At 64.0% G+C, this 14273-nt stretch carries 10 protein-coding genes; 2 read left to right on the top strand and 8 right to left on the bottom strand.

Translation table 11 applies throughout. The features are described from left to right. Positions 1–23: 23 nt before the first annotated feature. From ICM05_RS07120 to ICM05_RS07090, 7 genes are all read right to left on the bottom strand, one after another. Positions 24–740 carry a response regulator gene (locus ICM05_RS07120; RefSeq protein ID WP_188023882.1) on the bottom strand — a complete coding sequence of 239 codons (717 nt, stop codon included), beginning with the start codon at positions 738–740 and terminating at the stop codon, positions 24–26. Continuing rightward, positions 737–3286, bottom strand: a complete 2550-nt coding sequence (locus ICM05_RS07115) for an ATP-binding protein (RefSeq protein ID WP_188023881.1) — start codon at positions 3284–3286, stop codon at positions 737–739. The genes ICM05_RS07120 and ICM05_RS07115 overlap by 4 nt, the downstream gene beginning before the upstream one ends. 2 nt (positions 3287–3288) lie before the next feature. Beyond that, on the bottom strand, positions 3289–3903 hold the full coding sequence (gene kdpC, locus ICM05_RS07110; protein WP_188023880.1) for a potassium-transporting ATPase subunit KdpC: 615 nt from the start codon (positions 3901–3903) through the stop codon (positions 3289–3291). 38 nt (positions 3904–3941) lie between these two features. Next, positions 3942–6116: a potassium-transporting ATPase subunit KdpB gene (kdpB, locus tag ICM05_RS07105; RefSeq protein WP_188023879.1), complete on the bottom strand. Its 2175-nt coding sequence runs from the start codon at positions 6114–6116 to the stop codon at positions 3942–3944. Positions 6117–6119: 3 nt separating this feature from the next. Then, positions 6120–7802: a potassium-transporting ATPase subunit KdpA gene (gene kdpA, locus ICM05_RS07100; protein WP_188023878.1), complete on the bottom strand. Its 1683-nt coding sequence runs from the start codon at positions 7800–7802 to the stop codon at positions 6120–6122. Beyond that, positions 7802–7885 carry a K(+)-transporting ATPase subunit F gene (gene kdpF / locus ICM05_RS12945; RefSeq protein WP_353055846.1) on the bottom strand — a complete coding sequence of 28 codons (84 nt, stop codon included), beginning with the start codon at positions 7883–7885 and terminating at the stop codon, positions 7802–7804. Before kdpF ends, kdpA begins: the two co-directional genes overlap by 1 nt. A gap of 378 nt (positions 7886–8263) precedes the next feature. Next, the gene (locus tag ICM05_RS07090; protein ID WP_188023877.1) at positions 8264–8905 is read right to left on the bottom strand and encodes a TetR family transcriptional regulator; all 642 of its coding nucleotides are present in this window, start codon (positions 8903–8905) and stop codon (positions 8264–8266) included. A 131-nt stretch (positions 8906–9036) separates the two neighbouring features. Between ICM05_RS07090 and ICM05_RS07085 the strand changes: the two genes are divergently transcribed. Further along, positions 9037–10467 carry a DHA2 family efflux MFS transporter permease subunit gene (locus ICM05_RS07085; RefSeq protein WP_188023876.1) on the top strand — a complete coding sequence of 477 codons (1431 nt, stop codon included), beginning with the start codon at positions 9037–9039 and terminating at the stop codon, positions 10465–10467. Positions 10468–10713: 246 nt separating this feature from the next. Continuing rightward, entirely contained in the window at positions 10714–13143 is a 2430-nt protein-coding gene (locus tag ICM05_RS07080; protein WP_188023875.1) for an HAD-IC family P-type ATPase, read from the top strand. On the opposite strand, the gene ICM05_RS07075 is transcribed toward ICM05_RS07080, so the two are convergent. Next, a complete protein-coding gene (locus ICM05_RS07075; RefSeq protein ID WP_188023874.1) occupies positions 13140–14090 on the bottom strand; it encodes a restriction endonuclease in 951 nt (316 codons plus the stop codon). The two genes, ICM05_RS07080 and ICM05_RS07075, sit on opposite strands and share 4 nt — an antisense overlap. Positions 14091–14273 lie beyond the last annotated feature (183 nt).

Below are 14273 nucleotides of genomic sequence, written 5' to 3'. Positions count from 1 at the left end.
AGCCCGCGGTACGTCAGTGAGCCTTACGCGCTCAACCCTTCCAACCGATACCCCATGCCGGGCTCGGTGAGGATGTGTACGGGATTCGCGGGGTCTGCCTCGAGCTTGCGGCGCAGCTGCGAAACGTAGAGCCTGAGGTACCCGGTGTCTTCGACGTGTTCGGAGCCCCAGATGCTCGTGAGAATCGTCTTCCGGGTGACGAGTTTGCCAGCATTCCGAATGAGGATCTCGATGAACTGCCACTCAGTGGGAGTGAGCCGAATCTGGCGAGCAGCCGCAGCCGCACCCGCTTCGTTGCCAGCGCCCCCAACCAGCGTCACGCTGTGCGAAGCGAGATCGATCACCGTATTGCTGAGGCGCACGACAGGTGACGTGTCATCTTGCACCACGCGGCGGGAGAGCGCCCGAATGCGCGCGAGCAGCTCTTCGACCGCAAACGGCTTCGTAATGTAGTCATCGGCTCCCGCATCGAGGGCCTCGACCTTGTCGGCCGCGCCTGAGCGCCCCGAAACGACAAGAATCGGTGCCTGTGACCAGCCACGAATCGCCTGGATGACCTCGATACCATCGAGCTGCGGCATGCCGAGGTCGAGCAGGTAGATGTCGGGGTGGTGATCGATGGCGGCCGCAATCGCCTGCGCACCATCGTTTGCGATGAAGACCGTGTACCCCTTGGCCGTGAGCGTGATGCGCAGCGCACGGAGGATCTGCGGATCATCGTCGGCAATCAAAATCTTCATCGCACATCCTCCTCATTCGCGGCGGCACCACCGGCACCACCGGCACTAGCCGCGCCGCTACCAGCGGCGGCACCTTCGATCGGCAGTGACACCACCATGGTGAGTCCGCCGCCGGGCGTATCCTCTGGCGTGAGCGTACCGCGCATCGCCTCCACGAAACCGCGAGAGAGCGCAAGGCCGAGCCCGAGGCCGGTCGAATTGTCGGTGTCGCCCAGGCGTTGGAACGGCTGGAACACGTCGTCGAACTTTTCTGCGGGAATGCCGTGACCGCGATCCGCGACCCTGATCTCGAGCCGGTCGCCGAACACGCTCGTACCAACGAGCACCGGGATGCCGGCGGGGGTGTACCGCTGCGCGTTCGACAGCAGGTTCACGACCACCCGCTGCAGCAGGACGGGGTCGGCATCGACGTTGGTGTCGCCGTGATCGAGGGCGAGCGTGACTTCGCTGGGACCGAGACGCAGCTCCTCGAGCGCGGGAGCGATGGCGTCGGCCGGGTCGATCAGGAACGTCCTGACGTTCATCGCGTCGGCCTGGAGCCGGCTCACATCGAGCAGATCGGTGACGAGCGTCGCGAGCGAGGTGAGGCTTTCGTCTGCGGTATCGAGGAGTTCCTGCTTGTCGGCGAGCGTGAGCTCCGGGTTTGCCGTCTTGAGGCCGCCGATTGCCGCGGTCGCAGCGGCGAGCGGGCGTCGGAGGTCGTGGCTCAGGGCAGAGAGCAGCGCTCCGCGCACGCGGTCGGACGCGGCGATCGGTTCAATCTGCTTCGCAGTCTCGGTGAGCTGCTCGTGTTCGAGCGCGGTGGTGAGCTGCACCACGACGACGCCGAGCAAGCGCTGCTCGGTCGCGTTAATGTCGGGGCCATAGAGATCGAGCGTCGCATCGCGCGTGAGCACAATCGAGGTGGGGGTCTCGGCAGGCGGCGGATCGCCAGCACTCGTCACCACCCCGTCGCCCTGGCGCAGGACCACGCTTGGCAATTGGAAGGCCTCGCGGGCACGGTCGAGGATCGCTTGGATCGAGTTCTCACCGCGCAACACGCTGCCTGCGATGGTCTGGATGAGTTCGGACTCGGCCGCCGCTCTGCGGGCAGCGCGAGTGTAGCGTGCCGAGCGGTCAACAATGAAGCTCACGAGGCTCGCGATGATCACGTAGAGCACGAGCGCGAGGAGATGGTGGGTGCGGTTGATGTGCACCGTGTAGAGCGGTTCGATGAAGAGGAAGTCGAGGGTGAGCCCTGACAAGACCGCCGCGAGAATAGCCGGCCAGAAGCCGCCCACAATCGCGACCACCACGACGAGCAGTTGGAAGCTCAGTACGTCAGTGGTGATCGATTCAGCGTTGCGGGTGGTGGCAAGCAGCAGCGTGAGTAGCGGGCCACCGATGAGCGCAACGGCGAGACCGAGCAGGCGGCGCTTCATTGTGAGAGCGCCCGTGCGCGGCGGGAGCGAGAAACGTTTTCCTGCCGCCGCATGGTTCACCATGTGCACGTCGATGTCGCCAGACTCTCGCACGACGGTTGCACCAATGCCAGAGCCGGTGAAAACGGCGGCGAGCCTGCCACGGCGGCTGGCGCCGAGCACGAGCTGGGTCGCGTTGACCGAGCGAGCGAACTCGACGAGCGCACCAGGGACGTCGTCACCAATGACCTGGTGATACGAGCCGTTGAGCTTTTCGACGAGGCGGCGCTGCTGCGAGAGCTCTGCAGGGTTGCTCGCGCGCAGGCCGTCCTGGGTCGTGACATGCACTGCCAAGAGCTCGCCGCCGGCTGAACGTGAAGCGATCCGCGCCCCTCGTCGTAGCAGGGTCTCACCCTCGGGGCCGCCCGTGAGCGCAACGACCACGCGCTCGCGTGCTTCCCAGGTGCGGTTGATGCCGTGTGCGGCGCGGTAGCCGCGAAGGGCTTGGTCGACCTCGTCAGCGAGCCAGATGAGCGCGAGCTCACGGAGGGCGGTGAGGTTGCCGAGCCGGAAGTAGTTCGAGAGGGCAGCGTCGATGCGTTCCGCGGGGTAGACGACGCCGCTGCCCAACCGGTCGCGCAGTGCCTGCGGGGCAAGGTCGACCACCTCAATGGAGTCAGCCTCGCGCAGGAAGCTGTCTGGCACCGTCTCGCGCTGTGGAATGCCCGTGATCTGCTCGACCACATCATTGAGCGATTCAATGTGCTGTATGTTGAGCGTCGAGATGACGTCAATGCCCGCGGTAAGCAGCGCCTCAACGTCTTCCCAGCGCTTCGCATGCACAGAGCCTGGGGCGTTGGTGTGGGCCAACTCATCGATGAGCGCGATCTCTGGGTGGTGCGCAAGGACGGCTGCGAGGTCGAGTTCTTCGAGGGCGACTCCGCGGTGCTCGACGAGCGCGCGCGGAATCACGGGAAGCCCAACGGTCATGGCCGCGGTTGCCTCGCGGCCATGGGTCTCGACGATGCCGATAATGACATCTTTTCCCTCGCCAAGGAGCCTGCGCCCCTCCTCAAGCATCGCGAATGTCTTGCCGACGCCTGGGGCGGCGCCGAGCAGCACACTGAGCCGCCCCCGCTTCGACATGCTTACTCCTTCAGCTCGGTGAGCGCGATGTTCACATCGAGCACGTTTACGGTCGATTCTCCCAAATAGCCGAGGGCACGGCCACGGGTGTTTTCAGCGACGACCTGTTGTACCACCGCGGGGTCGAGATGACGAGCCTGTGCAACACGCGCAACCTGGATGGCGGCGTACTCCGGGCTGATATGCGGATCAAGGCCAGACGCCGACGCCGTCACAGCATCTGCGGGCACCGCCGACTCGGGCACCCCGTTGAACGACGCGACCTGCGACTTACGCTCGGTGATCGCGGCGACGAGATCGGGATTCTCGGGGCCGAGGTTTGACGCACCCGAGGCGCCACCGTCGTACCCGTCGCCCGCGGCCGACGGCCGGGGCTGGAAATACTCGGGGAGCGGGGCGCCCGTGGCGTCGACAAACGATTGCCCGATGAGGGCAGAGCCGACCGCGTTGCCCTGTGCATCGGTGCGGAGCGACCCATTGGCCTGCCACGGAAGGGCCAGCTGCCCGATACCGGTGATGATGAGGGTGTAGACGACACCGAGGAGCACCGTGAAGAGCGCCATTGCGCGCACCGACGCCCAGGTCGAACGACCCACGCTACGAAGTGAGGATTGCATGATGAGCTTCTTTCAAAAGACGGGAAGAGAGGGACGCGCTAGAACCCGGGAATGAGTCGCACGAGCAGATCGATGAGCCAGATACCGATGAACGGGGTGACAATGCCACCGAGGCCATAGATGCCGAGGTTTCTGCCGAGCACGGTCGAGGCGTTGCCCGGGCGGAACTTCACGCCGCGCAGCGCGAGCGGGATGAGGAACACGATCACGATCGCGTTGAAGATGATCGCCGACAGCACGGCCGACGCCGGTGAGTGCAGACCCATGATGTTCAGCGCAGAGAGCTGGGGGAAGACCCCAATGAAGATCGCCGGGATAATGGCGAAGTACTTGGCGATGTCGTTCGAGATAGAGAACGTGGTGAGGGCGCCGCGGGTGATGAGGAGCTGCTTACCGATCCGCACAATATCGATGAGCTTCGACGGGTCAGAGTCGAGATCGACCATGTTGCCGGCCTCCTTCGCCGCCGAGGTGCCCGAGTTCATCGCGACACCAACATCGGCCTGTGCGAGGGCGGGCGCATCATTCGTGCCGTCACCGGTCATTGCGACAAGGTTGCCGCCCTCCTGCTCCTTGCGGATGTAGGCGAGCTTGTCCTCCGGAGTTGCCTCGGCAAGGAAGTCGTCCACGCCGGCCTCCTGCGCAATTGCGGCGGCCGTGAGCGCATTGTCACCCGTGATCATCACGGTGCGGATCCCCATTGCCCGCAGCTCCGTGAACTTTTCAGGGAGGCCCGCCTTCACCACGTCCTTGAGATGGACGACGCCGAGCAACCGGGCGACACCGGCTGCATCACGCATCGCCACCACCAGGGGAGTACCACCGGTCGACGACACCCGCGCAATGTGCGTATCGAGCTCCGCGCTCGCCGCAGCAGTGAGAGGTGCGTCTGCCTCCACGAGCCAAGCCTTGACGGCCGAGCCGGCACCCTTTCTGATCTGTGTGCCGTCTGGTAGGTCGAGGCCAGACATGCGGGTCTGTGCGGTGAACGGGACGATCTCGCCGGTGGTCTCTCGCTCGAACGCGATGCCGAGCTGCTCTGCGAGCTCGACGATCGAGACGCCCTCGGGGGTGGGGTCGGCGAGCGACGAGAGCGCTGCTGCCTCGCCGAGTTCCTGTTCGGTCACGCCGGTGATGCACACGAACTCGCTCGCTCGTCGGTTGCCGTACGTGATGGTGCCGGTCTTATCGAGCAGCAGGGTCGTGACGTCGCCCGCGGCTTCAACCGCGCGGCCAGACATCGCGAGGACGTTGCGCTGCACGAGGCGGTCCATGCCAGCGATGCCGATTGCACTGAGGAGTGCGCCAATCGTGGTGGGGATGAGGCAGACGAGCAGGGCGACCAGCACGGGGACGCTCACAGGAGCGGCTGCGTACGAGGCGATCGGGTTGAGCGTGAGCGCGACCGTCACGAAGATGATCGACAGGGCTGACAGCAGGATATTCAGGGCGATCTCATTCGGCGTCTTCTGTCGTGCGGCACCCTCGACAAGCGAGATCATCCGGTCGACGAAGGTCTCGCCAGGACGCGAGGTGATCCGCACCACGATGCGATCGGACAGCACGCGCGTGCCGCCAGTGACGGCGGATCGGTCACCACCGGACTCACGAACCACGGGCGCAGACTCACCAGTGATCGCAGACTCGTCGACCGAGGCGATGCCCCAGATGACGTCGCCGTCGCCGGGAATGAGCTCACCAGCGGTGACCACGACGACATCGTCGAGCGTGAGCTCGGACGAGGCGAGCTGTGTGGTCTGGGCGTCGGTCGCAGCGGGATCAGCCGGAGCGTCGTAGCCGTCGACACGGTTCGCAACCGTGCTCGTGCGGGTGTTTCGCAGCGTCTCAGCCTGTGCCTTGCCGCGGCCCTCAGCGATGGACTCCGCGAGATTCGCAAACAAGACCGTGAGCCACAGCCAGACGGCGATTGCCCACGTGAACGAGACCGGCACGGGCGATCCGCCAGAGTCAGCCGGCCCGCCGATGAACGGCTCAGCGACCGCGAGCACGGTGGTGAGTGCGGCACCGATCCACACCAAGAACATGACGGGGTTGCGCCACTGTTCCTTCGGATTGAGTTTCCGCAGGGCGCCCGGCAGCGCTTCATTCACCTGCTGCAGCGTGAAGCCGGAGCGGGGTTGCGGCTGAGGCACTGCCGACTCGGTGCCAGGCTCAGGTGCCGTCGCCTGTGATGGAGAAATGATCGTAGACATGAGTTACTGCAGCCCTTCAGCGAGCGGACCCAGAGTGAGTACTGGGAAGTAAGTGAGTGCCGACATGAGGATCGTGACCGCGGTCAACAGTCCGATGAACATGGGGCGATGGGTGGGGAGGGTGCCGACCGTTGGCGGGACCTTCTCCTGTGCGGCGAGCGAACCAGCGAGCGCGAGCACGAGTGCGATCGGAATGAACCTGCCGAGCAAGATCGTGAGGCCGAGCGCGATGTTCAGCCACGGAGTATCGGCGGTAAGGCCCGCGAACGCCGAGCCATTGTTGTTGGCTGCCGAGGTGAAGGCGTAGAGCACTTCGGACATGCCGTGCACGCCGGGGTTCGCAATCGAGACGTTGGCCACCTCGTCTTTGACACCGGGGAGTGCGAAGCTCAGGGCGGTGCCCACAAGCACGAGCATGGGGCTCACGAGTACGTACATCGCCGCCAGCTTGATCTCACGCGAGCTGATTTTCTTGCCGAGGTATTCGGGGGTGCGCCCAATGAGCAGGCCCGAGATGAACACCGCAATCACCGCGAGGACAAGGATCGCGTACAGCCCAGATCCGACGCCACCGGGGGAGACCTCGCCGAGCATCATGTTGAGCATCGGCATCATTCCGCCGAGGGAGGTGTACGAATCGTGCATCGCCGAGACCGCGCCCGTCGATGTCCCCGTGCTCGTCGTGGTGAACAGCGTCGAGCCAATGATGCCGAGGCGCTGTTCTTTGCCCTCCATCGCAGCCCCTGCGAGCTCGGGTGCGGTGCCTCGGCCGGCGGTCTCGAGCAGCGTGAGGATCTTGAAGGATGCGATGTAGAGGATCCCCATGACCGACACGATTGCGTAGCCCTGGCGGTTGTCGCCGACCATCCGCCCGAAGGCGCGAGGCAGCGAGAACGGGATGATGAGCATGAGGAGCACCTGGAACAGGTTCGTCAGTGCCGAGGGGTTCTCGAACGGGTGCGCGGAGTTCGCGTTGAAGAAACCGCCACCGTTCGTGCCGAGGAGCTTGATAGCCTCCTGCGAAGCGGTCGGGCCACCCGGAATTGTTTGCGTTGCACCGGTCAGAGTCTCGACGGTCGTGAAACCAGCGAAGTTCTGGACGACGCCGGCGATCATCAGCACCACCGCCGCGAGCGTTGCGATCGGCAGCAAGATGCGCAGGGTGCCGCGGGTGAGGTCGACCCAGAAGTTGCCGATCGTGCCAGAGCGGCGATACGCGAAGCCGCGCACGAGCGCGATCGCAACCGAGATGCCGACCGCAGCAGAGACAAAGTTCTGTACGGCGAGACCCGCAAACTGCACGGTGTATCCGACGGTCAGCTCTGGCGAATACGACTGCCAGTTGGTGTTGCCCACGAAGGAGGCCGCGGTGTTGAATGCGAGATCCGGTGACGGCGCATCGAGTCCGAGCGAATAGGGGAGCACCGGCTGGAGCCGCTGCAACAGGTAGACGAAGAGAAGACCAACGGCAGAGAACGAGAGCACGCTGCGCAGGTAGGCCTGCCAGGTTTGTTCGGTCTGCGGATCCGCGCCAATGATCCGATAAATCACGCGCTCGATCTTCCAATCAGTGCGTGAGGTGTAGACCCAGGCCATGTAATCGCCGAACGGGCGATACGCGATGACCAGGACGAGCGCGACGGTCGCGAGTGAGGCGAGCGCGAGGAGTGTAGTCGGCCAGGTCATTAGAATTTCTCCGGCTTCAACAGTGCGACCACGAGATACCCGATGGCGGCGACCGCGAGCGTGGCGGCAATGAGGTCAAACACGACAGGTCCTTTCAGCGAAAACTGGCGCCCAAATACGGGCTATGACCTGATCAAACACCCGTCTGGGGTCGCTCAAGGGAGTCCTAACGGAATCCATACGGTGTTTGCGGGGATCCTCACGGACGGCATACGGGTTGGGTGTTTGAGGTGTGGTGCTGGGCTGATTTGGTGCTCAGCACCGCCCAAGCCGCGGTCAACCCTGCCCAAGCCGCGGTCAACCCCTCGAGAAGGGGCGTTGTTGCCGAGATCACCCCTTTCAGCGCGCTGAAACTATCGGTTTCGGGAGAAACTATGCTTTTCGCGGGGTTCGCGGGGTTCGCGGGGTTCGCGGGGTCGCGGGGTTGCGGGGTTGAGCGCGGCTGAACGGGCCGGACCGCGCTACGGCTGGGTGAGTGCTAGGAACGCCCCGCGCATCGCCTCGCGCACGGCACGATGGCTCTCGACGGGCGACTCGGGGTTCGGCTGCTCGGCCTGGCCTGACCAGCGAATCCAGCCGTGACGCCAGACGGTGATGCCGATCTCGGCGAAGAGCGCGAGGTCTGCGGTGCTCACATCGGGGTAGACCGTGCTGAACCGATCCGCCATGCGCTCTGCGATCTCGACGTCCTGCGAGGCGCCATACGTGCGCAGATCGGGTTCTTTGGCGAGGAGAGCGGCAATGCGGCGGTGCACCGGGAGCTCCGGGTCACCCTCAATCTCCAACACTTGGTCACCGATCGCCTCGATGGTCGCGAGGATGCTGTCTGACACCGTGAGGTTCGACCCGGCGAGCTCGATCGAGTCGATCGTGTCGAGATACCTGCGCGGGCCGGGCATGATCGCCTGTTCCTTGCAGGAGAAATAGCGGAAGAACGTGCGCCGCGAAATGCCAGCGGCCTCGGCGATCTGCGCGGTCGTGACGTTGCACAGTCCATTGCGTTCGGCGAGGTCGATAGCGGCCAGCTGGATTCGCGTCTGCGTCTCGCGGTAGTTCCGCTGACGCAGCCCCTCTGGCAGGGCATCAGATTGCGATGTAGACACGGCGCTCCTCGCGGTGGGCGGATCGGTGCCATACGAATCTATCTGATTCGCGGCCCATTTTTCAGAAGATGGCACAGTGTGCCATAATTTATGCTTCGAACAATTCCTCACCAGAGAAGAGCTGCTGCGTAGTGACGCCTGAACCCACCGAAACACCCACCCCCGACCGCCGTACCATCACGGCAGCAATCTTGATTCTTGCGATCTCTGCTTTCGTGATGATTCTCAATGAGACGGTGCTTGGCGTGGCCCTCCCGCAGCTCATGGCCGACTTTGGCGTGAGCGCGACCACGGTGCAGTGGCTGACGACTGGCTTCCTGTTGACGATGGCGATTGTCATTCCTATGACCGGATTCCTGCTCCAGAAGCACTCGATCCGCCACCTATTCTTGCTCGCTATCGTGCTCTTCCTCTTCGGTACGATCGTGTCTGCCTTCGCGCCGACGTTTGGGTTCGTGATGACGGGCCGGGTGCTCCAGGCCGCTGGCACAGCGATCATCATGCCGCTGCTCATGACCACGACGCTGACGCTGGTGCCGCCCCAGTTCCGCGGATCTGTCATGGGCCTCAACTCCGTCGTCATCTCGGTCGGTCCCGCGGTTGGCCCGACGCTCTCTGGCCTCGTCATTGACGCGTTCAACTGGCGTTGGGTCTTCGGCTTCATGGTGCCGATCGCGATCATCGCGCTCATCGTCGGCCTCCTGCTCATGCCGCGCATCGGCGGCGGCGCGCGCCCGTCGCTCGACGCCACCTCAGTGGTGCTGAGCCTGCTCGGTTTCGGCGGTATCGTGACGGCGATTTCCACGATCGCGGATCTCTCCACCGGCTCGCTCGTTCCGGTCATCGCGGGGCCGATCGGTCTCGTGGCACTGGCGTGGTTCGTGCTGCGTCAGCGTGCGCTCCTCGCGAAGGGTCCCGGCCTTGCGCTGCTTGATCTTACGCCGTTCCGCGAGCGCCGCTTCGCGCTCTCGGTCATCGTCGTGATGGTCGCCATGGGCACGATGCTCGGCACCGTTCTCGTGCTGCCGATGTTCGCCCAGACCGCACTCGGCATGACCGTGCTCGCGACCGGCCTCATGCTGCTGCCAGGCGGCGTGCTGCAGGGGCTGCTCTCGCCCTTCGTTGGCCGCCTGTACGACATGTTCGGCGTGCTGCCGCTCGTGATTCCCGGCACGATTGTGCTCGCTGGCGCTGAGTGGTGGATGACGACGCTCAACGCGGAGAGCACGGTGCCGCAGATCATCGGCATGCACGTCGTGTTCTCGACCGGTATGGCATTCGTGCTCACCCCCATGCTGACCCACGCGCTCAGCAGCCTGCCCATGCGACTGTACGGTCACGGCAGCGCGATCGTGAACACCGCGCAACAGCTCGGTGGTGCGATCGGTATCGCGGCGATGATCGGCGGTTTCGCGCTCGGGACGGCGGGCGCTGCCGCTGGCAGCGGGACGAGCGGCGTGCACCTGGCGTTCGTCGTGGGCGGCAGCATTGCGCTGCTCGGCGTGGTGTGCGCGCCGTTCCTCGGGCGCAAGCAGGTGTCCGAGGTGGCAGTCAAGGGCTAGGCCGCAGGCCCAATCCCAATCCCAACACCAACCCCGCGAAACAGGCACTTTCTGCCGAGATCACCCGTTTCTGCGCGCTGCAACTATCGGTTTCGGCAGAAACGGGTGTCTTCGCGGGGTTGGGGGTACCAGCACGGCCATCGTGGCCTGCGCGGCGGGTTAGGCGCGGGTGCCGCGAGCCCGGCAACCCTGGCGAGGCTGCACAAAACCCTAAGAAAAACGCCTCAAACCTCATAGGCTTGGCGTATGAGCGTGACGACGACCGGACTCTCCAGCACAGAGGCAGCCAAACGGCTCGCCGACGGACGAGGGAACGCGGCCCCAGACGCATCGAGTCGATCGCTCGGCGCGATCCTCGCTGCCAACGTATTCACGCTGTTCAACGCGATCGTGTTCGCGGGCTTCGGCATTCTGCTCCTCCTGGGCCGCTGGCAAGATGCGCTGTTCGGCCTGCCAGCAATCTTCAACACCGTCATCGGCGTCGTGCAGGAGTTCAACGCGAAGCGCACACTTGACCGCCTTGCCGTGCTGAATGCGCCGACGGCGCGCGTGATCCGCGATGGGAAAACGATCGAGATTCCGCAGGAACAGGTCGTGCTCGGCGATGTGTTTGTGCTGCATACGGGTGACCAAATCACCGCCGATGCGCGGGTTATTGACACCGATCACACCGGCCCGACCGGCCTCGAAATCGACGAGTCACTATTGACGGGCGAATCTGACGCGATTCGCAAGCAGCCCGACGATGAGCTCCTGTCGGGTTCAAACGTGGTGAGCGGCAGCGGAACCGCTGAGGTGATCCGCGTCGGTGGCGACTCCTACGCGGCGAAGCTCACAGCCGACGCACGCAAGTTCTCACTCGTGAAGTCCGAGCTGCGGAGCAGTATCGACCGTCTGCTGAAGTGGATCATGTGGCTGCTCCCGCTCATGATCGTCATCGTCGTGAACGGCCAGATGCAGTCGCAGGGCGGCTGGTCGGTCGCTATTTCCAACGGTGGGTGGGAAGAAGCGGTTGTCGGTGCGATCGCTGCCGTCATCGCGATGGTGCCACTCGGCCTCGTGCTCGTCACGAGTATCGCGTTTGCCGTGAGCGGAGTCTCGCTCGCGCAGCAGCAGGTCCTCATCCAAGAGCTGCCGGCCGTCGAAGGCCTCGCGCGCGTCGACGCACTCTGCCTCGACAAGACGGGCACGCTCACGACCGGCGAGATGGCCTTCGACCAGGCGGTCGAGCTGCATCCGGTCACGGGCTGGGAAGGGGTACTGAGCTACCTCGGATCCGCGCCCGACGCGAACGGCACCGCGGCCTCGCTCGCGGCCCCGTTCTCGGGTGCCGAGCAACCGGTTGACCCGACCCCGATTCCGTTTGATTCGGCGCGTAAGTGGAGTGCGTTGATGGTGGGGCGCGGATCCGCCCCCGCCGAAGGCACCTGGGTGCTTGGCGCCCCCGAGTTCGTCATGCGCGAGGCAACCGAGGCGAACCGGATCGCGCTCGCGGAGGCCGGCCGCCTGGCTGAGCAGGGTTCGCGCACGCTCGTACTCGCGTACAGCCCGCAGCGACCCGCTGCGCTGGAACAGCCGGAGCTGCCTGCTGAACTGTTCCCGGTCGTGATCTTGACCTTCAAGGAACAGGTGCGCGAGGACGCCGCACAGACACTGCAGTACTTCGCCGAGCAAGACGTCGACGTGCGAGTGATCTCGGGAGACGATCCGCGCACGGTCGCCGCCGTCGCCCGCTCCGTTGGACTCGAATGTGCGGCCGGATTCGATGCGCGCGAACTCCCGGAAGATCTCGACGAGCTCGGTGAGGTACTCGAGCGTGAGCATGTGTTTGGGCGGGTGACTCCGCGGCAGAAACTCGCGATGGTGCACGCGCTCCAGCGGCGCGGCCACGTGGTTGCGATGACCGGTGATGGCGTGAACGATGCGCTCGCGATCAAAGAGGCGGATCTTGGCATCGCCATGGACACTGCCGCGCAGGCGACGAAGGCCGTCGCGCGCCTCGTGCTGCTCGACGGCCGCTTCGACCGCATGCCGGGCGTCGTGGCCGAGGGGCGCCGCGTGATCGCGAACATTGAGCGGGTGTCGATGCTGTTCCTGACGAAGACGATGTACGCCTTCGCGATTGGCGTGATCTTCGGTCTGCTCGCGTGGGCGTTCCCGTTCCTGCCGCGTCAGCTCTCGATCACCGACGGCCTCACCATCGGTATCCCGGCGTTCTTCCTGGCGCTGATGCCGAACTCCGCGCGCTACCGGTCGGGCTTCCTTAAACGTTCCCTGGCGTTCTCAATTCCTGCTGGCCTCATCGTGACGGCCGCGCTCATTGCCGTGCGGATCGGCGCATTCAACATGGGTGACTTCTCGACGATCGAGATCCAGTCGGCGTCGACGCTTACGCTTGCTGGCGTCGCGCTCTGGGTGCTCGCGGTGATGGCGCGACCGATTCACCCGTTCCGGGTGCTCATCGTGCTGGCAATGTACGCCGGGCTCGGCCTCGTCTGGCTCATTCCGTTCACGCGCGACTTCTTCCAGGTGACGTGGCTGCCCAATGATCTGGGCGTACTCGTGCTGATCGTTGTCGCGGTGGGCGTCGTGCTCGTCGAGGTATTGCGCGCGTGGCACCTGCGGTTGATTGCGAAGCAGGATCCGGTGCGTGGTGCTGTTTCGGTGAGCGGTTAGTCGAGGTCGGCCTCGAAGTACTCCTCGTCGACGTCGTAGAGCGTGAACTCCTTGACCTTGCGGACGGCCACTGAGTAGTCCACCAAGAGGGTGGTCAGTCGGATGCCGTCGATGAGTACGATTTTTCCATGGCGGTAATTGTTGGCTGCATTAGCCGCAGATGATGAGAAGCGTGAAGTCGTGATGAAGACGCCTTGTGTAGCACCGTGCGAGTCAAGCGCGCCGATGAAATCACGAATGGCGGGACTGCCGACCGGGTTTGAATCCGAGTACCGCTTCGCTTGAATGTAGACATTCGATAGGCCAAGTGCATCCTGACGGATGATGCCATCGATGCCGTTGTCGCCTGACTTGCCGACGCGTTGTTTTTCGCCGTGAGATCCGCCATAACCCATTGCCCAGAGCAGATCCACGACCGCCTTCTCAAAGAAGTCTGGTGATGCTTCCTGGAGTCGTCTGCGCAGCCGGGTCTCTGTGTGATCGTTGAAAGCTTTGTAGCTTTCTTCGATGGCTTCGAGCGGATCTAATGAGACCGGTTCTGTGGCAGGCGCTGCGAGCGAGGCATCATTGTCTCCGCTCGCACGCTTACGATCTTCGAGTTCTCGCTGATAGGCCTGCCAGATCGGCCATTCCAGCATGTCTTGTTCGCTGTACGCACTCAGGTTGCGCGACTCAACTGCGCGACCATTGTCAGTGATTTGGTACCAGCCACGACGCGGCCGTTCGAGTAAACCGCCCACAGCGAGGCTGGAGCACGCCCAGCTCACGCGGTTCACGTATCGTGGCTGTCCTGAAGCAATCACTTGGCCAGTTGCGGCTTCGCTGAGTCCCGCGGCTTCTGCTGCGAGACGCTGAATATCTTTTGCGGAGCGTGCTTCACCATCTTTGAGTAGCCGAAGAACGATTGGACGGAATGTCTCGATTTGTGGGACGAGATCACTGCTCACTTGGCGGTCCTCCTGACAGCGTGGGCCGATACAGCAATTACCCTAGTTGAACGTTCTCGCCTGGGAGCGAGCGCCGCTCGGTCCGTCCAGATTCACGCGTCCCCAAGATAGAGATGTAACCACTCGAATGTGGACGGTTAAGAATCGTGATGGCTGCGCGAGACCAGCCATTCGCACGCCTCA

The organism is Leucobacter sp. cx-42, from assembly GCF_014529985.1.
Taxonomy (GTDB): Bacteria; Actinomycetota; Actinomycetes; order Actinomycetales; family Microbacteriaceae; genus Leucobacter.
The sequence above is the reverse complement of the archived record's forward strand: the minus strand, read 5'-3'. Positions and strand labels throughout refer to the sequence as shown.

Coding starts and splice junctions, on each gene's coding strand:
- ICM05_RS07115 (WP_188023881.1), bottom strand. CDS start 3,286: ATGTCGAAGCGGGGGCGGCTCAGTGTGCTGCTCGGCGCCGCCCCAGGC.
- kdpA (WP_188023878.1), bottom strand. CDS start 7,802: ATGACCTGGCCGACTACACTCCTCGCGCTCGCCTCACTCGCGACCGTC.
- ICM05_RS07080 (WP_188023875.1), top strand. CDS start 10,714: ATGAGCGTGACGACGACCGGACTCTCCAGCACAGAGGCAGCCAAACGG.
- kdpB (WP_188023879.1), bottom strand. CDS start 6,116: ATGTCTACGATCATTTCTCCATCACAGGCGACGGCACCTGAGCCTGGC.
- kdpC (WP_188023880.1), bottom strand. CDS start 3,903: ATGCAATCCTCACTTCGTAGCGTGGGTCGTTCGACCTGGGCGTCGGTG.
- ICM05_RS07120 (WP_188023882.1), bottom strand. CDS start 740: ATGAAGATTTTGATTGCCGACGATGATCCGCAGATCCTCCGTGCGCTG.